This window comes from Mesorhizobium sp. 8, from assembly GCF_006351905.1.
Classification (GTDB): domain Bacteria; phylum Pseudomonadota; class Alphaproteobacteria; order Rhizobiales; family Rhizobiaceae; genus Mesorhizobium; species Mesorhizobium composti.
Genome location: NZ_CP040914.1, coordinates 3,368,346 through 3,387,487, shown reverse-complemented (window position 1 = coordinate 3,387,487; position 19,142 = coordinate 3,368,346). Strand labels below are relative to the sequence as shown.

The following is a 19,142-nucleotide window of genomic DNA, read 5'->3' as shown; positions in this document are numbered from 1 at the left end:
CAGTTCAGTTCCTCTGGCGCATCGCCCCCTCTCCGTCTCGGCTTCGCCGAGCCACCTCTCCCCCACTTCGTGAGGGGAGAGGATGGGAGCCAAGGCTTGCGGCCAGCTTATCCTCTCCACCCGGAACGGGGGGAGAGGTGGCTTGCGAAGCAAGACGGAGAGGGGGCTGCGCCAGATGCGATAGTCCTGCCTGCTGGCGAGAGCTTCTCCCTACAGCGCCGGCCCCAGCTTGAGGGCGCTGCCGTCGGAGAAGCGCGACAGGCGGAAGCGGCTCATGTCGTGGCCCACCGCGTTGCCCTGGATCAGGTCGGCGACGACGCGGCCGAACCCCGGCCCGATGCCGAAGCCGTGGCCGCTCATGCCTGTGGCGACGAACAGGCCGGGAAGCGCCTCAACGCGGTCGACGACCGGCACCACGTCGGGCATGGCGTCGATCATGCCGGCCCAGCTCGCCTCCAGGCGGACCTTGCCGAGCTGCGGGAAAAGGGCGCCGAAATTCTTTTCCACCGCCTGCAGCTTGGAGCGTTCGGGTGCCGGGTTCAGCACCCGCATCCGCTCGAACGGTGTTTGCGTCTCCGCCGTCCAGTCGCGCGGCGTCGTCCAACCGTCGGGAAAGCCGGACGGGGCGGCCGGGGAATAGCGGACGCCGAACGGATTGGCCCGCAGGGCGGGAAGGTATTTGACGACATGCCGGAAGGCGTCGGGGCCGACATAGAGCTGACTGCCGCCGCCCGCCGCCAGCGTATAGCCGCCGTCCCGCCGGCGCCGGAAGGCGATATGGTCGTCTGCCGCAGCACCCGGATGCACCTCCGGCATGGCTTCGGTCGCCGCCACGGTCGAGCGGACGCTGAGCTGCGGAATGGAGACGCCGTGCTTGCGCAGGAACAGCGACGACCACGCGCCGGCCGCGACCAGCACCGTGGAAGCTTCGATGAAGCCTGCCTCCGTCCAAACGCCCCTGACCTTGCCCGCCGCGATATCGAGCGTGCGGACGGCGCAGTTCTCCACGATGGTGGCGCCCTTGCGGGCGGCGAGGCGGGCGAGCGCGGGCACGGCCAGCCACGGCTCGGCGCGCATGTCGGACGGCGTCGTCATCGCGCCGGCGAATTTGCGCGCCATGCCCGGAATAAGCTTGGCGGTTTCGCTGCCGTCGAGCAGGCGCGTGTCGAGGTCGTGGGCGGCGGCGAGCCTCATGAAGTCGTCGAAGCCAGCCAACTCCTTGTCGGTTTCCGCCAGATAGGTCACGCCCGTCTCGACGAGGCCGATGTCCTCGCCGCATTCCTCGGCCAGTTGCCGCCACAGGCGGCCGGCCTCGATGGCGACCGGCAATTCGCCCTCGTCGCGTCCCTGCTTGCGCACCCAACCCCAGTTGCGGGAGGACTGCTCGGCGGCGACGCGCCCCTTTTCCAGAAGCGTCACCGGAATGCCGCGCTGCGCCAGGAACAGCGCCGTCGTCACGCCGATGACGCCGCCACCGACGACGACCACCTCGGACGCCTTCGGCGGCGGGCCGGGATAGCGGATCGGGTCGGCTTCGGAGAACGGAAAGGTCGGCACGCAGCGCATCCTGAAGGGTTGAAAGCCTCGCCTACTGGTTGCCATCCCCGAGGAGCCGATTCAAGGGCAGGCTGGGGGAGTCCATTCAGCCACGGCCGCGCGGTGCGACGCGGACAACCGCTTCCTGCATACCGGGATATCGTCAAGCCGGATCAACGGCTTGCGTCGTAGACGGTGATTCTTTCGCTTCGTTTTATCCCCGTCGCTTCGGCGCCGCCGATAATTCCCTCACCGTCCTTGCGGGAAGCCCGGTGCGCACCGGACATCGGGTGAGGACGGCGGCTCCGGGCCGGTGGCGCTACGGTAGCGCCACTGGGCGATGAACCCCCAGGTCCGGGCCTCGACCGAGCCAGCGGGCCGCGCGAGCGGCAGCGACCCTCGGGGAGGCAAGCGGCCGGCGGGGCGCGAGGTTCGCGCCACGAAAAACAACAAAAAGAGGCACGGCCTCGCGCCCCGCTTCCCTTCCGCTTCCCGTGTTCGGAAGGCGGCGACGAACAAAGGCCAGACGGCGACAGGCCGGGCGTGGCAACGATTTCCGCCGCCTGCGGGGCGGCGGCCCACCCATCATCGGAACGGAGGAACAACCATGAACGACCTGCCTACCTTGGAGGACGCTCCCGTCAGCGACCACGATCCCGACCTGCCATACAACCAATGGGACGACGACGAGAAGGAACGGTTCGCCCGCTCCTGCCGAATCGCCATGCGCCTTGCTCTGGAAGAGGACGAGGCGCCGTCACGCTGTCCCGGCCGCACCTGCCGCCGCGAGGGCCGCTGCCAAGTGCGCCTGGAGGATTCGCGCCTGGTCTGCCTGGCCGGCCCCATGCCGCCGCAAGCCATCCGGCGGATGATCATGATGATGTCTTTTCTCCACGAACTGGGCAAAGGCGATGCCTGACGTGGCGGCGGCTGAGGCAAGGCCGGAAGGATGACCCTCGGCGGCCCATCCAAGTCCCTTTGCCTTCGCCGCGAAAGCGACTATGAAACGGCAAAGCCACGCCTCGAACTGCCCTGCCGGAGCCAGCCATGACCGAAATCCTGCAAACACCCCCGCTGGTCGTCGTCTTCGGCGGCTCGGGCTTCCTGGGGCGCCACGTGGTGCGTGCGCTGGCCCGCCGCGGCTACCGCGTGCGCGCCGCCTGCCGACGGCCCGACCTCGCCGGCCACCTGCAGCCGCTCGGCAATGTCGGCCAGATCCAGCCGGTGCAGGCCAATGTGCGCGTGCGCTGGTCGGTCGACAACGCGGTCCGGGGCGCCGCCCACGTCGTCAACCTCGTCGGCATCCTGCATGAGAGCGGCCGCCAGCGCTTCGGCGCCGTGCACACCTTCGGCGCCCGCGCCGTCGCGGAGGCCGCGCGCGCCGTCGGCGCCGGCATGACCCACGTCTCGGCGCTCGGCGCCGACGCCCAGTCGGCCTCCGCCTACCAGCGCAGCAAGGCGCTCGGCGAAAAGGCAGTGCTGGAGACGATTGCCGACGCCGTCATCTTCCGCCCCTCCGTCGCCTTTGGCCCGGAAGACACCTTCTTCAACCGCTTCGCCAACATGGCGCGCTATTCGCCGGTGCTGCCGCTGATCGGCGGCGGCGAGACGAAATTCCAGCCGGTCTATGCGGTGGACATCGCCGAGGCGATCGCGCGCTCGGTGGACGGGCAGGTCGCCGGCGGGCGCGCCTACGAACTCGGCGGGCCGCAGGTGCTGACCTTCCGCCAGTGCATGGAGGAACTGCTCGCCGTCGTCGACCGCAAGCGCATGCTGGTGCCGGTGCCCTGGTGGCTGGCGAACCTTCAGGCCTCCATCCTCGGCATGCTGCCGAAGCCGCTGCTCACCCGCGACCAGGTGGCGCAGCTGCGCGAGCACAACGTCGTCTCGGACAAGGCCGACAAGGAAGGCCGCACGCTCCCCGGCCTCGGCATCCAGCCGCAGGCGCTCGGCACCATCCTGCCCAGCTACCTGTGGCGCTTCCGCGCCGCCGGCCAGTTCCAGCGCGGCGACACCGCCGGCAACGCCGAGGCGTAAGAGAACCGAGGCAGGAAAATTTTCGGCCGTCGACGACCCCCGGCGCGGGGAAGCTATCGCCCCAGGCGCATTGCCCCTTCTCCGTCGCGCTACGCGCGCCACCTCTCCCCCACTTCGTGAGGGAGAGGATAGGCGTCAAGCCTGGCTCCCATCCTCTCCACCCGGAACGGGGGGAGAGGTGGCGCGCGTAGCGCGACGGAGAGGGGGAGCGCCCTATGCCAAGCCCCACTTTTGTGGAGGATAAAACTCACCCGAAAACGTACAGCGCGATCAACCCCAGCCCGCCGACGATCAGCCGCCACCAGCCGAACAGCGCGTAGCCGTGCCGCGACACATAGCCAAGCAGGCTGCGCACGGCGATGACGGCGGTGATGAAGGCGGCGATGAAGCCGACGGCGATGATCGGAAAATCCGCCGCCGACAGAAGGTGGCGGTTCTTGAGGAGGTCGAGCGTGAAGGCGCCGAGCATGGTCGGCATGGCGAGGAAGAAGGAGAATTCCGCCGCCGCGCGCTTGTCCACGCCCATCAGCATCGAGCCTACAATGGTGGCGCCGGAGCGGGAGGTGCCGGGAATCATGGCGAGGCACTGGAACAGGCCGATCTTCAGCGCCAGCGGAATGGAGAGTTCGGACGCGTCGTGGACGCGCGGCTTCAGGTCCAGCCGGTCGATCCACAGAAGCACGATGCCGCCGAGGATCAACATAATGCAGATCAGCTTCGGCGTCTCGAACAGCACCGTCTTGATGAAGTCGTGCAGGATCACGCCGATCACCGCCGCCGGCAGGAAGGCCAGCACCACGGCGACCATCAGCCTGACCGAATGGTCGGACGAGCGCTCAGGCGGCAAAAACAGGTTCGGCCGCTTGCGCCGGAACCCCGTCACCAGGAGTTCCCAGGTGCAGCCGGCCAGCCAGATCAGGGCAGCCACCACGCCGACCGCGACGTCGACCAGCCGGGCGAAGGCGTCGGGGCGCCTGATGAAATCCCAGAAACGGTTCGCATAGACGGAAAGGATGGCGAGGATGGCGCCGAGCTGGATCAGCACCTCGAACACCTTGCCGGTCGAATTGAAGCCGAGGAAATGCCCCGCCAGCAGGATATGGCCGGTGGAGGACACCGGCAGGAATTCGGTAAAACCCTCCAGCAGGCCGAGCAGGAGGGCTTCGATCAGGGTCTGGCTGTCCATGGTGGTCCTTTGGGGCGTCCTTGGCGTCGGGGGTTCGAAAAGGCGTTGCTTGTCACGGCGCGGGAACCACCCTATAGGTCGCAGCACCCTTGCCGGCCCCGACCCGTCGCGGCAAAGCTTTAGCGGTGCGGCGGGCGATTCGCCAGAGCGCATGTCAATCGCGGTATCATGCTGACGCTTTTTCATCATCCCCTGTTCGCCTCCTGCCGGTTCGTGCGCCTCGCCTTCGGCGAATACGGCGAGGAACTGGCGCTGATCGAGGAAAAGCCGTGGATGCGGCGCAAGGAGTTCCTGTCGCTGAACCCGGCCGGCAACCTGCCGGTGTTGCTCGCCGAGGGCGACGTGCCGATCGTCGGCGCCTCGGTCATCGCCGAATATCTCGACGAGACGCGCGGCGTTTTGAAGCGCGACAAGCGCCTGTTCGTGGAAGGCTCGATGGAGCGCGCCGAGATTCGCCGCCTGACCGACTGGTACCTCGTCAAGGCCGAGAGCGAGGTGACGCGGCACCTTGTGCGCGAGCGTGCGCTGAAGCCGCACATGCCGGCCGAGGCCGGCGGCGGCTCGCCCGATTCGACCGCCATCCGCGCCGCCCGCGCCAATATCCGCCAGCACATGAAATACACCAACTGGCTGGCCGGCACCCGTCCCTGGCTGGCGGGGTCGCGGCTCACCTATGCCGACCTCGCCGCCGCCGCCACGCTTTCGGTGCTCGACTATCTGGGCGAGATCGACTGGCGCGAGCACGTCGCCGCGCGCGAATGGTATACGCGGCTGAAGTCGCGGCCGTCGTTCCGGCCGCTGCTGGCCGACCGCGTGCGCGGCCTTTCGCCGGTGTCGCACTATGCGGACCTCGATTTCTGATCCGAAGCGCCTGCGCGAGCTGATCGAGCGCGAGGCGCGAGCCGCCGGCTTCGCCGCCGTCGCCGTGACCCGGCCGGACGCCATCCCGCTGGCGCCGGCGCGGCTTGCCCAGTTCGTGGCCGACGGTTTCCACGGCTCGATGGGCTGGATCGAGGAGACGTTGGCGCGTCGCGCCGACCCCTCGGTGCTGTGGCCCGAGGTGCGCTCGGTGGTCGTGCTCGCCATGAACTACGGCCCCGACAGCGACCCGCGCGAAATCCTGTCGCGGCCGGATCGGGCCGCCATCTCCGTCTACGCGCAGAACCGCGACTACCACGACGTCATGAAGGGGCGGTTGAAGGAAATCGCCGGCAAGATCGTGGCGCGTGCCGGCGGCGACGTAAAAGTATTCGTCGATACCGCACCGGTGATGGAGAAGCCGCTGGCCGAAGCCGCCGGGCTCGGCTGGCAGGGCAAGCACACCAACCTCGTCAGCCGCGCCCACGGCTCCTGGCTGTTCCTCGGCTCGATCTTCACCACGGCGGAGCTGGAGCCGGACAGCCGCGAGGACGACCATTGCGGCTCCTGCCGCGCCTGCCTCGACGCCTGCCCGACAAACGCCTTTCCGGCGCCCTACCGGCTCGACGCGCGCCGCTGCATCTCGTACCTCACCATCGAGAACAAGGGGCCGATCCCGGCCGAATTCCGCGAGGCGGTCGGCAACCGCATCTATGGCTGCGACGACTGCCTCGCCGCCTGCCCATGGAACAAGTTCGCGCAGGCGGCTTCGGAGGCGAAGCTCGCCGCCCGCGACGATCTGCGCGCGCCGAAGCTCATCGACCTGCTCGAACTGGACGACACCGCTTTCCGGGCGCTGTTTTCCGGCTCGCCGGTCAAGCGCATCGGGCGCGACCGTTTTATCCGCAACGTGCTGATCGCCGCCGGAAATTCGGGCGACGGCGCACTGACGGAACAGGTCCGCAGCCTGCTTGGCGATCCTTCGCCGCTGGTGCGGGGCGCTGCCGTATGGGCGCTGTCGCGGCTGGCGCCGGAGGCATTTTTGAGCTGCGCCGGGCGGGTCGAGAACGAGGAAGATGAGGACGTCAGGCAAGAATGGATGGCAGTGAATCGATGGTAGCTCCGCGCCGCCCCTCACCTGCCTGCCGGCATCCTCCCCCCGTGAACAACGGGGAGAGGGGAGAAGCTGCGACGCCGGCGTCCCCCTCTCCCCGTTCACGGGGAGAGGGTAAGGGTGAGGGGCAGCGCGCCAAGTACAAATGACCATGAAAACCGTTCTCATCTTCGGCGCCGGCTATTCGGGCCAGGCTTTCGCCCGCGCGCTGCCTGCGGGCACCACCATCGTCGGCACGACGCGCTCACCGGAAAAATTCGCCACACTTCGCGATGCCGGCATCACGCCGCTGCCGTTCGAGGGCGCCTCGACGCCTGAACTGCTCGCGGCCCTCGAGCAAGCCACCCACGTCGTCGTCTCGATCGCCCCGGACGAGGCCGGCGACCCGGCGCTCGATGTCGTCGCGGCCGGGCTCGCCGCCGGCCTGCCGGCGCTGCAATGGATCGGCTATCTCTCCACCGTCGGCGTCTACGGCGACCATGGCGGCGGCTGGGTGGACGAGGAGAGCGCATGCCGGCCGGTATCGCAGCGCTCGCGCCGCCGGCTGGAGGCGGAGCGGCAGTGGCTGGAGCTTGGGCAGCGCGCCGGCCTGCCGGTCGCGGTCTTGCGGCTCTCCGGCATTTACGGGCCGGGCCGCAACGCCTTCGTCAACCTGCGCGACGGCACCGCCCGGCGCCTCGTCAAGCCGAACCAGGTGTTCAACCGCATCCACCGCGACGATATCGCCGGCGCGCTGCGGCACCTGGCCGAGCGCAACCTTGGCGGCGTCTTCAACGTCACCGACGACCTGCCGGCGCCGCCGCAGGAGGTCGTCGCCTATGCCGCCGCGCTGATGGGCGTGGAGCCGCCGCCGGAAATTCCGTTCGAAACCGCCCAACTTTCGCCCATGGCGCGGTCTTTCTACGGCGAGAACAAGCGCGTTTCCAACGCCGCGATCAGGAAGACGGGCTACGCCTTCCGCTTCCCGGACTACCGCGTCGCCTTCGATGCCCTATGGGCGGCGGGCGACTGGGCGGACGGGGCGGCGCGCAGCGCGATGAAACGGTCGTGATCGCCCCGACAGGGCAGGCCGTGCTATGATTCGCGAACCGGCCGCTTCGGCGGCGACTTGCGGCGGACGGGCAGGCAGGGGAAATCGCATGACACAGTCGAAATGGCTCTCCGCGCCCCGGTCGGTCCTGCTGGCAATGACGGTGGCGCTGACCGGCCTGTTGTCCGGCGCGGACACGGCTGGTGCTGCCGAACTGGCGAAGAACCTGTTCGGCGCGGAGGCGCTGCCCTCGGCGGTGGCCCCGCAATCCTACGGTTTCTATTCCAAGGGCTGCTTCGCCGGCGGCGTCGGCCTGCCGCTGGATGGGCCGACCTGGCAGGTCATGCGCCCTTCGCGCAACCGCAACTGGGGCCATCCGGCGATGATCGCGCTTTTGGAAAAGCTGTCGCGCGATGCGGTGCAGGACGGCTGGCGCGGCCTTCTGGTCGGCGACATCTCGCAGCCGCGCGGCGGCCCGATGCGCACCGGCCACGCCTCGCACCAGCTCGGGCTGGACGCCGACATCTGGTTCAGCCCGATGCCGGACCAGCCCTATTCGATGAGCGGGCGCGAGAAGATCGGCGCCGTCTCCATGCTGAAGCCGAAATCGCTTGTCGTCGACGACCGCCGCTGGACGGAGTCGCGCGCCCGCCTGCTGAAGCGCGCCGCCAGCTATCCGGAGGTGGAGCGCATCTTCGTCCATCCCGGCATCAAGAAAAAGCTGTGCGATACCGTCAGCGGCGACCGCGGCTGGCTGAACAAGATCAGGCCGTTCTGGGGCCATGACGAGCATTTCCACGTCCGCATCGGCTGCCAGCCCGGTTCACCGAACTGCAAGCCGCAGCACGATACCGGCAGGGGCGACGGCTGCGGCAAGGAGCTTGCCTGGTGGTTCACCGAGGAACCATGGCGGCCGGCGAAGAACCCCGACGCGCCCAAGGCGCGCGACATCATGACCATGGCGGCGCTGCCGAAGCAGTGCCAGGCGGTGCTGACCCAGCCGAGCCCGCTTTCCTTCGAGGCGGCGCTGTATAAAGGTGGCCGCGCCCCGGTCGCGGTGGCGACCGCTCCGGCGCCGGAAGCCGTCGTGCCGGAGCCGGCTTCGCCGCCCGCTCCCGTCCTGGCCGGCACGACCGGCCTGCCGGCTTTCAGCGCCTTCGCCGAAACGCCGCAGATCGGCGTGCCGGTGCCGCGTCCGCGGCCGGGTCCGTGAGCGAGGCGTCTTCCGCAGCGGCCATGGTTTGGCTATAGCGACGCGAAACCGAACCATGGAGCGGGACAGGATGCAGGGCGCGAGCGAGGACGGAACGGGCCTGCGGTTTCCGATCCTGATCGGCGACATCGGTGGCACCAATGCGCGGTTTTCCGTCGTGCTCGACGCCAATTCCGAGGCCGGCGAGCCGCGGATCGTGCAGACGGCGGACTTTCCTACTATCGACGCCGCCATCCAGGCCGCCGTGCTCGACCGCTCCTCGGTCCAGCCGAAATCCGCCGTGCTCGCCGTCGCCGGCCCAGTCGACGGCGACGAGATCGAACTGACCAACTGCCCATGGGTGGTGCGGCCGAAGGAGATGATCGCCAATCTCGGCCTCGCCGACATCGTCGTGCTCAACGATTTCGAGGCGCAGGCGCTGGCCGTGGTGGCGCTCGGCGAAGAGCATATGGAAAAGATCGGCGGCGGCACGCCCGAGCCCAATGCCGGCCGCGTCGTGCTGGGACCGGGCACCGGCCTCGGCGTCGCCGGGCTCGTGCATGCGCTGGGCCACTGGATACCGGTGCCGGGCGAAGGCGGGCACATGGACATCGGCCCGCGTACGCCGCGCGACTTCGAGGTCTTCCCGCACATCGAGACGATCGAGGGGCGCATCTCGGGCGAACAGATCCTGTGCGGACGGGGCCTCGTCAACGTCTATCGCGCGGTGGCCGCGGCGGACGGCAAGGACGCGCCCTTCACCAAGCCGTCGGAAGTGACGGCGGCGGCTCTCGCCGGCACCGACGCGGTGGCCGAGGAAGCGCTTTCGCTGTTCGTCACCTGCCTCGGCCGCACCGCCGGCGACCTGGCGCTGGTGTTCATGAGCCGCGGCGGCGTCTTCCTCACCGGCGGCATCGCGCAGAAGATCGTGCCGGCGCTGAAGGCCGGCAACTTCCGCGCCGCCTTCGAGGACAAGGCGCCGCACAGCGCGCTGATGCGCGACATGCCGGTCTACGTCATCACCCATCCGCTCGCCGCCCTGCTGGGTCTCGCCGCCTATGCGCGCGCGCCGTCGCTGTTCGGCGTCCAGACAGACGGCCGCCGCTGGCGGGGCTGAGCTTTTCGACTTCGGGGCATAGGCAATCCGCTTTCGGGGCGTTATGAGGGGCGCCCGGCCCAAGACACGGAACGGCTCCTTGAACGCAGATAAGGCACCGCAGACGAAATCCCGCGAGATCGCGACGGTCATCCGCCGCATCCTCGCCGAGAACGGCCGCGACTATGTCTGGCACTACGTCTTCGCCATCGTCTGCCTGGTCGCGGTGGCCGCGACGACAGCCTTCACCGCATGGATCATGCGCGACGTCATCAACGAGATCTTCTATCGCCAGCGCGGCGACCTCGTCGCCCTCATCTGTCTGTCGCTCTTCGCCGCCTTCGTCATCCGGGGGCTGGCGACCTACGGCCAGGCGGTGACGCTGGCCAAGATCGGCAACAATCTCGTCGCCCGCTACCAGCGGCGCCTGTTCGACCACCTCATGCGCCTCGGCATGGGCTTCTACAACGACACACGCTCCGGCCGCCTCGCCGCGCAGATCAACGAGAACGTCAACGGCGTGCGCGATCTCCTGTCCATGACTCTCACCTCCGTCGCCCGCGACGCCGTCTCGCTGGTCGGCCTGATCGCGGTGATGGTGGTGCAGGACCCGTTCCTGTCGCTGATGTCGCTGCTCATCGGCCCGCCGCTCATCTATGCCGTCGTCTACCTGATGAAGCGGCTGAGGCGGGCGACGCGCGAGGCCGTGCAGATCAATTCGCGGCTGATCGGCGCCATGCAGGAGGCGACGCAGGGCATCGCCATCGTCAAGGCCTTCACCATGGAGGACGTGCTGTCGCGGCGCATCAGCGACCTGGTGACCGCCGCCGAGCAGCGCGCCAACCGTATCGCCCGCGTCTCCGAGCGGTTGAACCCGATCGCCGAGATCCTTGCCGGCTTCGCCGTTTCCGGCGTCATCGCCTATGCCGGCTACCGCGCCACAGTCGCCGGCGAGCCGCCCGGAACGATCTTCGCCTTCATCACCGCGCTGCTGCTCGCCTACGACCCGGCGAGGCGGCTGGCGCGCGTGCAGGTCGGCATGGAACGCGCGCTGGTCAATGCCCGCATGATCTACGAGATCCTCGACCTCGAGCCGCAGCAGGGCGATTCGGCCGGTGCCGCCGCCCTGCACGTCAAGAACGGCGAGGTGCGCTTCGACGCCATCCGCTTCGGCTATGCCGAGGACGCGCCGGTGCTGCGCGACCTGAGTTTTGTCGCCGCCGCCGGCAAGACGACGGCCATCGTCGGCGCCTCGGGCGCCGGCAAGTCGACGCTGGTGGCGCTGTTGCAGCGCTTCTACGATGTCGACGCCGGCACCATCTCCGTCGACGGGCAGGACATCTCGAAGGTGACGAAGAAGTCGCTGCGCAGCGCCATCGCCTATGTCTCGCAGCAGCCCTACCTGTTCGAAGGCACCATCCGCGACAACATCCGCTATGGTCGCCTCGACGCCACCGACGGCGAAATCGAACAGGCGGCCGGGCTGGCGGCGGCGGACGAGTTCATCCGCCAGCAGCCGCAGGGATACGACACCGAGGTCGGCGAGAACGGCGTCACGCTTTCGGGCGGCCAGCGCCAGCGCCTGTCGATCGCGCGCGCCATCGTGCGCGACGCGCCGATCCTGCTGCTCGACGAAGCGACGTCGGCGCTCGACAACGAATCGGAAGCGCGCGTGCAGCAGGCGCTCGGCGAGATCATGCAGGGGCGCACCACCATCGTCATTGCGCACCGCCTGTCGACCGTCGTCAATGCCGACCACATCGTCGTGCTGGAAGAAGGCCGGCTGGCGGAACAGGGCACCCACGCACAGCTTCTGGCGGACCCCGACGGCGTCTACGCCCGCTTCCACCGCCTGCAAGGCGGCCATGGGCTCGGCCTCGTCGACGATCGCGAGGAAGTCGAAGAACCGGAGCCGCAGGCCCCCGAACAGGGACGCGGCCGCAAGACCGCGAGGACCAAGGCATGAGTGCCCAGGAAGCCACGCCGCAAGCCACAGATATGGGCCTCGTCGTCGTCGGCGCCGGCGGCCGCATGGGCCAGACGCTGATCCGCACCATCGCCGCCATTCCCGGCGCGCGCCTCGCCGCCGCCATCGAGAGGACAGGCTCGCCGGCGCTCGGCCGGGATGCCGGCGAACTCGCCGGCATCGGCGCCAATGGCATCGTCATCGGCGACGATCCCCTGCCCGCCTTCGCCAAGGCCGACGGCGTGCTCGACTTCACCCAACCCGCGGCGTCGGTCGAATTCGCCGGCTACGCGGCGCAGGCGCGCATCGTCCATGTCGTCGGCACCACCGGTTGCTCGGCCGCCGACGACGCGGCGATCGCGGCCGCCGCGCGCCACGCCACCATCGTCAAGTCCGGCAATATGAGCCTCGGCGTCAACCTGCTTGCGGTGCTGGTGGAACAGGCCGCACGCGCGCTCGGCCCCGAGGATTTCGACATCGAGGTGCTGGAGATGCACCACCGCCACAAGGTCGACGCGCCGTCGGGCACCGCGCTCCTGCTCGGCGAGGCGGCGGCGGAAGGCCGCGCCATCGCCCTTGCCGAGAACAGCGAGCGCGGACGCGACGGCCTCACCGGCGCGCGCCGCACCGGCGCCATCGGCTTCGCCTCGCTGCGGGGCGGCTCGGTGGTCGGCGAGCACACGGTCTATCTGTCGGGGCAGGGCGAGCGCATCGCGCTGACGCACCAGGCGGAGGACCGCGCCATCTTCGCGCGCGGCGCCGTCAAGGCGGCGCTGTGGGCGCGCGGCCGCAAGCCGGGATTGTATTCGATGCGGGACGTGCTCGGCCTGAGCTGACGCCCCGCGCAATCGTGAAGGGAGAAAAAATGTCGCGAACCCTCGTGCTCGTGCGCCACGGCCAGAGCGAATGGAACCTGAAGAACCTGTTCACCGGCTGGCGTGACGTCGACCTGACCGAACAGGGCGTGGCGGAAGCCAAGGCCGCCGGCGAAAAGCTGAAGGCGCGCGGCCTGAAATTCGACATCGCCTTCACCTCGGCGCTGAAGCGGGCGCAGAGGACCTGCCAGCTCATCCTGGACGGCGTCGGCCAGGGCGATTTGAACACGGTGCGCGACCAGGCGCTGAACGAACGCGACTACGGCGACCTTTCAGGCCTCAACAAGGACGACGCGCGCAAGAAGTGGGGCGAGGAACAGGTGCACATCTGGCGCCGCTCCTACGACGTGCAGCCGCCCGGCGGCGAAAGCCTGAAGGATACCGGCGCGCGCGTCTGGCCCTACTACCTGCACGACCTGCAGCCGCATGTGCTTGCCGGCGGCACGGTTCTGGTGGCCGCGCACGGCAACTCGCTGCGCGCCCTCATCATGGCGCTCGACGGGCTGACCGGCGAAGAGGTCGTCGGCATGGAACTCGGAACCGGCGTGCCGATCGTCTACCGGCTCAACGCCGATTCCACGGTCGCCTCGAAGGAAGTGCTGGCCTGACCGGCCGCGTATCTTAGCCTCGCGCTGCTCCGGCAAGGCCGATGAAGGCGCGGATGGCAAATTTCGAGCGGATGGCGAGGAAGATCAGCAGCGATTCCAGTGCGATGGATGCGGTGGCGGCGACCGCCGCGCCCATGGCGCCCCAGTCGGGAACCAGCGCCAGACAGAGCGCCAGGTTGAAGGCGAAGGCGGCGGCATAGATGGCCGCGCAGAGCCGTTGCCGGCCCATCATGTTGAGGAACTGCTCGCCCGGCCCTATCGCCGCGCGGAGCGCGAGCCCGGCGACCAGCACCCACATCAGCCAGTAGCCGGCCATGAACTCGGCGCCGAACAGCCACAGAAGCGGCTTGCCGAACGCAAGGATGACGGTGCCGACGAGAACCGTCGGCCAGAACATCCAGCGGATCGACCCGGCATAGAAGGCGGCGAGGCCCGGCCGGTCGCCCGCCGCCTCGAACGTGGCGAAGCGGTGCGTGGCCGAGGCCGAGACGGCGAAATAGACCATCGAGACGATCGCCGTCACCTTGGTGGCCGCATAGAAGATGGCGACGTCGGTGGGCGAGCGATAGGCCTGCAACAGGATCACGCCGACATAGCTCAGCATGAACTGGAAGATGTTGGCGAACAGGATCGGCAGCGCCGAGACCACCCACAGCCGGTGGGCATAGCGGCGCGGTCCGCTTTCCAGCCGTGCGCCGACGCGCCGGTCCAGGATCGCGATCTGGCCGATGGAGGTCAGCCATGTGGCTGCCACCGCCGCCCACATGGCGGCCGTCGCGTCGAGCGGCAGGCCGGCGGCGAACAGGCCGAGCATGATGGCGAGCAGCAGCACCGGCCTCAGGATGAAGGGCGGCACCAGCGCCAGATTGATCCAGCCGAAGGCGCGCGCCACGCCGTCCTGCGCGCCGGTCAGGCCGTAGGGCGGCAGGGCAAGGCAGGCGAGATAGAGCGGGAAGACCAGATAGGCGTCGATCCTGCCTTCGAGCAGCCAGATCGACGCCGCCGCGACGACGGCCAGAAGCGTGACGAAGAAGCCCGGCACCCAGCGGCTGGCGAGGATGAAGCCGCGCATGCGGTCGAGGTCGCCTTCCTGCGTGTAGCGCGGAATGAAGCGCTGCGCGGTGACCGCGAAGCCGAGGTCGGCCACGGTGCCGACCAGAAGCACCCAGGTCCAGACATAGACGTAGACGCCGTATTCGAAGGTGCCCATCCAGCGCGCCATGAGGATCTGCGACACATAGGCGAGCCCGGCATTGGCGATGCGGATGAGAAAGGCCGAGCCGGCGGCGCGGCGGATGCCGCGCTCGGAATCGGCGCCGTCGCCACCGCGCCCCGGCAGCCGCCAGCGTCTCCATGCCCGCAGCGGGCCGGCCGGTTCCGTCGCCATCGCCTGTCCTTGTCTGTTGCAGCCAGGCTAGCGCGCAAAGGCTAATATTCGGTGCCGCCGCGAGCGGGCCGCGCTTTGCCCGAAAAAAGCGCGTTGACAGGCATCGCCTGCCCGCTTACATGAGCGCCCACCAGCCCAGATGGCGGAATTGGTAGACGCGCACGGTTCAGGTCCGTGTTCCGCAAGGAGTGGAGGTTCGAGTCCTCTTCTGGGCACCATCCCTTTTCAGGGGTGACGGTTTTTTCCGCTTTCCACCGTTTTGTTCGAGCAGCCGAATTCGGATGGCAACGCCGCCGGACGCGATGGTTTTCGACGGTCATGCGGGCAGAGACGGCCGGTTCACCGTGATGGACGGAAAGCCGGGGCTGAGCGGGTCATCCCCGGTCTTCGGCTTTCTTGGGCCGCGAGGCTCCGAGCGCGACATCGGGGGATTCGCCGGCCAACGGGCCAGGACCCGCGAGCCGCTTCAGCCCAGCCGCAACGGCGCTTCTCCATTTCGGCTGGCCGGGCGGCAGGGCCAGCGCCGTCCTGATCCCGTCGACGCCGCCGGGCACCTGTTTGGCCAGATAACCGAGATAGGCCTCGACAAGGGCCGGGTCGTCGGCCGGCAGGTCGAGATGGATATTCCCCGCCTTGTATCGCGCAAGGTTGTCCGGCTCGCGCTCGAGGTCCCTGGGGAACAGGGCGATCGATTTTTCCTGATCCCAGAGCGGACGCGGCATCGGCCGAGGCCACCCGCCAAGGTCGGCGGCCAAGGCTCCGCAGACGTCGTGACCGAACATGGCGCCGAGATGGCCCGTGCCGATGGCGCGGGCGTTCATCTCGATCAGGAAGGCCTCCTGCGTTCTCGGGCTCAGCATGAAATCGAAGCTGATGAAGCCAGAGCAGCCAAGGGCGGCGACGATCCGCCGGGCAGTCTGCCTCATCTCCTCGTGCTCGATGTGGCTGACGACGGTGCTGACACCGGTGACCGCCGGATTGACGCGCTCGGCGACGAAGCTGACGCTTTCCAGGACATGGCCCTCCCGCGCGGCGACCATCGTCATGGCCGGCCCGCCCGCTATATGGCTCTGCAACACCAGCGCATTGCCGCGCGGTTGCGGAATGCCGGCGCGGCGCCATATCATTTTCCTGACCCCGCTCCTCAGGGAACGCAGCCGGGCCGGCGATGCGGGAAAATACCTCGCCGCGCAATCTTCCAGTTCGCCACGATCCGCGGCCACGGTCACGCCGGCGCCGCCGCAGGTGAATTCCGACTTCACCACGACCGGATATCCCCAGGATTCGACGGCGTCGAAGAACGCGGCGCGTGTGCGCGCCTGTACCGTGTGCGGCGTTCTTACCCCCAGTCCGGAAGCCAGCGACATCAGTTCGAAGCGGCTGAGGCAGGCTGAATAGCCTTTCGAGGGTCCCAGCGATCGTTCGATCACTTGCGTCAGCCTCATCGATGTGAGGCCGCCGAGGACCATGCCCCTCAGGAGCCACGACGCGACATCGTCCAACGGGAAGACGACGTCCGGAGGCCATTGCCAAAGGAGGGTCTCCAGCGCGTACTGGACCGCCAGCACCCCCCGCCACACACCGAGATGGCGCGGCAGTTGGAACCTGCGTTCGGCAAAACGGGTCTGGGCATAGTAGAAGCCGGGTGGGCTGAGGATGCCGCATTCGCATCCGCTGGACGCCATGGCGCAAATGATACGGCCCAGCCCGACATTGTTGAGCAGCGACAGGAACAAAACGCGCGGCTTCATGACTACCTCGTCCCGAGGCCGACAGTGTCCGGTTTGAGACACGGCACGGGCGGCAGCGGCGTTCTCGGCATCTGTCCCCGCATACGGTGGCAGCGCTACAGTATAGAGGCCCAAGCGAGCCGGACATTCGTCCGAAAGAGCAATGAATATGCCGCTTTCGGATGTGCCGGCCTCCCGCTTCCGCGTTGGAAGCAGAAGGGGAGTTTCGGACAATCGAGACCGCGAATTGAACAGCAACGCCGCTGTCCTGGCGTTGGATGAAGCGTTAACAATTTGATAAATCCGGCCAGTCTAGGACACCTGGACTCCTGACATACTGTTTCGCGGCGACTCCAAACGTGTGCCTTTGCCACGGAACCGACAGAAACTCGCCCCATTTGCCGCCTCATTTGACCCTACGCGCCTCCGTAATTGTCAACGGAGCCCTCCCAAGGAATGAAGATCTGCACACCAGCCGCGCTCGCCGTGGCGACCGTCGCCGCCGGCCTGACGCTCGGCGCCTCCGTCAGCCCCGCCGCCGCCCAATGCGGCCGCGCCTCCTGGTACGCACTGCATTCGCGCACGGCCTCGGGCGAGCGCATGAATCCCGCCGCGCTGACGGCCGCCCACCGCACCCTGCCCTTCGGCACCCGCCTGAAGGTGACCAACCAGCGCAACGGCAAGAGCGTGGTGGTGCGCATCAACGATCGCGGACCGTTCATCAAGGGCCGCGTGCTCGACCTCTCGCGCGCCGCCGCCAGGCAGATCGGCATGATCGGCTCGGGCCACGCGCCCGTCTGCTCCGCCCGTATCTGACGCTTCGGCGGGCCGAATCAACGAAGACGCGGCCATCGGGCGGCGTCTTCGTTTTGCGCTGCCGCATCCGCGCGCCGCGAATTCCCAGCCGGCTGCGGCCAAATCACAGAGAAATCCGGCCGTTGGACCAAAGTATCGACCCACTTACGCACCGTAACGTATTGCGCCGCAGCAATTTCGCGTTAACTTTCCTGTAGCGTAATGAGGGCTCGGCGCCGCGCGTCGACCTTTTGGTCGTGGCGGACAGCAGAGGTCTCGATGTTCTATCAGCTTTATGAAATGAACCATGCCGCGCTGCAGCCGGCACGCGCGCTGGCCGATGCGACGCGCATCTTCTATTCCAATCCGCTCAACCCCGTTGCCCACACCACCTGGGGGCGCTCCGTCGCCGCCATGGCGGAACTGTTCGAGCGCACCACACGCCGCTATGGCAAGCCGGCCTTCGGCCTCGACGCCACGACCGTCGACGGCAAGACCGCGCCGGTGGCCCAGAAGACCGTCTGGTCGCGGCCGTTCTGCAACCTCCTGCATTTCGAACGCGCCCTGCCCGCCGGCCGCCAGGCCGATCCCAGGCTGTTGATCGTGGCGCCGATGTCGGGGCACTACGCCACCCTCCTGCGCGGCACGGTGGAAGCCATGCTGCCGCATGCCGATGTCTACATCACCGACTGGGTCGACGCCCGCATGGTGCCGATGACGGAGGGCCGCTTCGACCTCGACGACTATATCGACTACGTCATCGCCATGCTGCACAAGCTCGGCCCCGACACCCACGTCATGGCGGTGTGCCAGCCGTCCGTGCCGGTGCTGGCGGCGGTGGCGCTGATGGAGGCCAGGGGCGACCGTTTCGCGCCGGCCACGATGACCTTGATGGGCGGGCCGATCGACACCCGCAGCCACCCGACGGCGGTGAACGTGCTGGCCAAGGAAAAGGGCACGGAATGGTTCCGCCACAACGTCATCATGCCGGCGCCCTGGCCGGTGCCGGGCTGCGGACGCATGGTCTATCCGGGCTTCCTGCAACTGTCCGGCTTCATGAGCATGAACCTCGACCGGCACATCATCGCGCACAAGGACTTCTTCGTTCACCTGGTGAAGAACGACGGCGACGGCGCCGACAAGCACCGCGAGTTCTACGACGAATATCTGGCGGTGATGGACCTGACCGCCGAATTCTACCTGCAGACGGTGGACACCGTCTTCGTGCGCCACGCCCTGCCGAAGGGCGAGCTGACGCATCGCGGCGTGCCGGTGGAGCCGGCGGCGATCCGCAACACGGCGCTGCTGACGGTCGAAGGCGAGAACGACGACATTTCCGGCATCGGCCAGACGCGGGCGGCGCACGCGCTGTGCGCCAACATCCCCGACGCCATGAAGGCGCATTACATGCAGCCCGACGTCGGCCACTACGGCGTCTTCAACGGCTCGCGCTTCCGCGCCCAGATCGTGCCGCGCATCGTTTCCTTCATGGCAAGCCATGGTCGCGGCGATCGCGCCAGGGCCAAGCCGCGGCTGGTCCGCTCGAACGGAGCCTGAAACAGGGCCACCGCGCCCGCCGGCCATGACGGCAAACCCCTCGCACATAGAGACGGGGGCGCTCAGGGCACTGTTGCACAAGTGCCGCTCTCACGGCGATGTGAGTAACCATGCCGCCAATCGGCCGAAGGCGTTAATTGACACGAAGTGTAAACTCCCCTTAACGTTTCGTTAA

The 19,142-nt window shown here is 68.2% G+C and carries 16 protein-coding genes and 1 tRNA gene; 13 read left to right on the top strand and 4 right to left on the bottom strand.

Going from position 1 to position 19,142, the window contains the following annotated elements:
• Positions 1 to 210 precede the first annotated feature (210 nt).
• A complete protein-coding gene (locus FGU64_RS16450) occupies positions 211 to 1,557 on the bottom strand; it encodes an FAD-binding oxidoreductase (protein WP_139954160.1) in 1,347 nt (448 codons plus the stop codon).
• Between the two features lie 586 nt (positions 1,558 to 2,143).
• Between FGU64_RS16450 and FGU64_RS16445 the strand changes: the two genes are divergently transcribed.
• Positions 2,144 to 2,455, top strand: coding sequence for a hypothetical protein (locus tag FGU64_RS16445; protein ID WP_139954159.1), 312 nt, complete (start codon positions 2,144 to 2,146; stop codon positions 2,453 to 2,455).
• 128 nt (positions 2,456 to 2,583) lie between these two features.
• Positions 2,584 to 3,573 carry a complex I NDUFA9 subunit family protein gene (locus tag FGU64_RS16440; RefSeq protein ID WP_136354377.1) on the top strand — a complete coding sequence of 330 codons (990 nt, stop codon included), beginning with the start codon at positions 2,584 to 2,586 and terminating at the stop codon, positions 3,571 to 3,573.
• A 247-nt stretch (positions 3,574 to 3,820) separates the two neighbouring features.
• On the opposite strand, the gene FGU64_RS16435 is transcribed toward FGU64_RS16440, so the two are convergent.
• A complete protein-coding gene (locus FGU64_RS16435; RefSeq protein ID WP_139954158.1) occupies positions 3,821 to 4,759 on the bottom strand; it encodes an undecaprenyl-diphosphate phosphatase in 939 nt (312 codons plus the stop codon).
• 168 nt (positions 4,760 to 4,927) lie between these two features.
• Here FGU64_RS16435 and FGU64_RS16430 point away from each other — a divergent pair, with 168 nt between their 5' ends.
• From FGU64_RS16430 to FGU64_RS16395, 8 genes are all read left to right on the top strand, one after another.
• The gene (locus FGU64_RS16430; protein ID WP_139954157.1) at positions 4,928 to 5,620 is read left to right on the top strand and encodes a glutathione S-transferase family protein; all 693 of its coding nucleotides are present in this window, start codon (positions 4,928 to 4,930) and stop codon (positions 5,618 to 5,620) included.
• Positions 5,601 to 6,737, top strand: coding sequence for a tRNA epoxyqueuosine(34) reductase QueG (queG, locus tag FGU64_RS16425; protein WP_139954156.1), 1,137 nt, complete (start codon positions 5,601 to 5,603; stop codon positions 6,735 to 6,737). The genes FGU64_RS16430 and queG overlap by 20 nt, the downstream gene beginning before the upstream one ends.
• 139 nt (positions 6,738 to 6,876) lie before the next feature.
• Positions 6,877 to 7,782, top strand: a complete 906-nt coding sequence (locus tag FGU64_RS16420) for an SDR family oxidoreductase (RefSeq protein ID WP_139954155.1) — start codon at positions 6,877 to 6,879, stop codon at positions 7,780 to 7,782.
• A 136-nt stretch (positions 7,783 to 7,918) separates the two neighbouring features.
• Entirely contained in the window at positions 7,919 to 8,974 is a 1,056-nt protein-coding gene (gene mepA / locus FGU64_RS16415; RefSeq protein ID WP_246671362.1) for a penicillin-insensitive murein endopeptidase, read from the top strand.
• A 70-nt stretch (positions 8,975 to 9,044) separates the two neighbouring features.
• Positions 9,045 to 10,070, top strand: a complete 1,026-nt coding sequence (locus FGU64_RS16410) for a glucokinase (protein ID WP_139954153.1) — start codon at positions 9,045 to 9,047, stop codon at positions 10,068 to 10,070.
• 79 nt (positions 10,071 to 10,149) lie between these two features.
• Positions 10,150 to 12,015 (top strand): ABC transporter ATP-binding protein, encoded by a 1,866-nt coding sequence (locus FGU64_RS16405; protein ID WP_246671138.1) that lies wholly within the window; start codon positions 10,150 to 10,152, stop codon positions 12,013 to 12,015.
• A complete protein-coding gene (gene dapB / locus FGU64_RS16400) occupies positions 12,012 to 12,851 on the top strand; it encodes a 4-hydroxy-tetrahydrodipicolinate reductase (protein ID WP_139954151.1) in 840 nt (279 codons plus the stop codon). The genes FGU64_RS16405 and dapB overlap by 4 nt, the downstream gene beginning before the upstream one ends.
• A 29-nt stretch (positions 12,852 to 12,880) precedes the next feature.
• Positions 12,881 to 13,498 carry a 2,3-bisphosphoglycerate-dependent phosphoglycerate mutase gene (locus FGU64_RS16395; protein WP_139954150.1) on the top strand — a complete coding sequence of 206 codons (618 nt, stop codon included), beginning with the start codon at positions 12,881 to 12,883 and terminating at the stop codon, positions 13,496 to 13,498.
• A gap of 13 nt (positions 13,499 to 13,511) precedes the next feature.
• Here the strand turns inward: FGU64_RS16395 and FGU64_RS16390 are convergent, their stop codons facing one another.
• Positions 13,512 to 14,885 (bottom strand): lipopolysaccharide biosynthesis protein, encoded by a 1,374-nt coding sequence (locus FGU64_RS16390; RefSeq protein WP_139954149.1) that lies wholly within the window; start codon positions 14,883 to 14,885, stop codon positions 13,512 to 13,514.
• Positions 14,886 to 15,018: 133 nt separating this feature from the next.
• Here FGU64_RS16390 and FGU64_RS16385 point away from each other — a divergent pair.
• Positions 15,019 to 15,103: transfer RNA gene (locus FGU64_RS16385), tRNA-Leu, on the top strand.
• Positions 15,104 to 15,259: 156 nt separating this feature from the next.
• Here FGU64_RS16385 and FGU64_RS16380 read toward each other — a convergent pair.
• Positions 15,260 to 16,636 (bottom strand): ATP-grasp domain-containing protein, encoded by a 1,377-nt coding sequence (locus tag FGU64_RS16380; protein ID WP_139954148.1) that lies wholly within the window; start codon positions 16,634 to 16,636, stop codon positions 15,260 to 15,262.
• Positions 16,637 to 17,071: 435 nt separating this feature from the next.
• Here FGU64_RS16380 and FGU64_RS16375 point away from each other — a divergent pair, with 435 nt between their 5' ends.
• Both FGU64_RS16375 and FGU64_RS16370 read left to right on the top strand, forming a co-directional pair.
• Positions 17,072 to 17,431 carry a septal ring lytic transglycosylase RlpA family protein gene (locus FGU64_RS16375; RefSeq protein ID WP_136354352.1) on the top strand — a complete coding sequence of 120 codons (360 nt, stop codon included), beginning with the start codon at positions 17,072 to 17,074 and terminating at the stop codon, positions 17,429 to 17,431.
• A 258-nt stretch (positions 17,432 to 17,689) separates the two neighbouring features.
• Positions 17,690 to 18,967, top strand: a complete 1,278-nt coding sequence (locus FGU64_RS16370) for a polyhydroxyalkanoate depolymerase (RefSeq protein WP_139954147.1) — start codon at positions 17,690 to 17,692, stop codon at positions 18,965 to 18,967.
• Positions 18,968 to 19,142 lie beyond the last annotated feature (175 nt).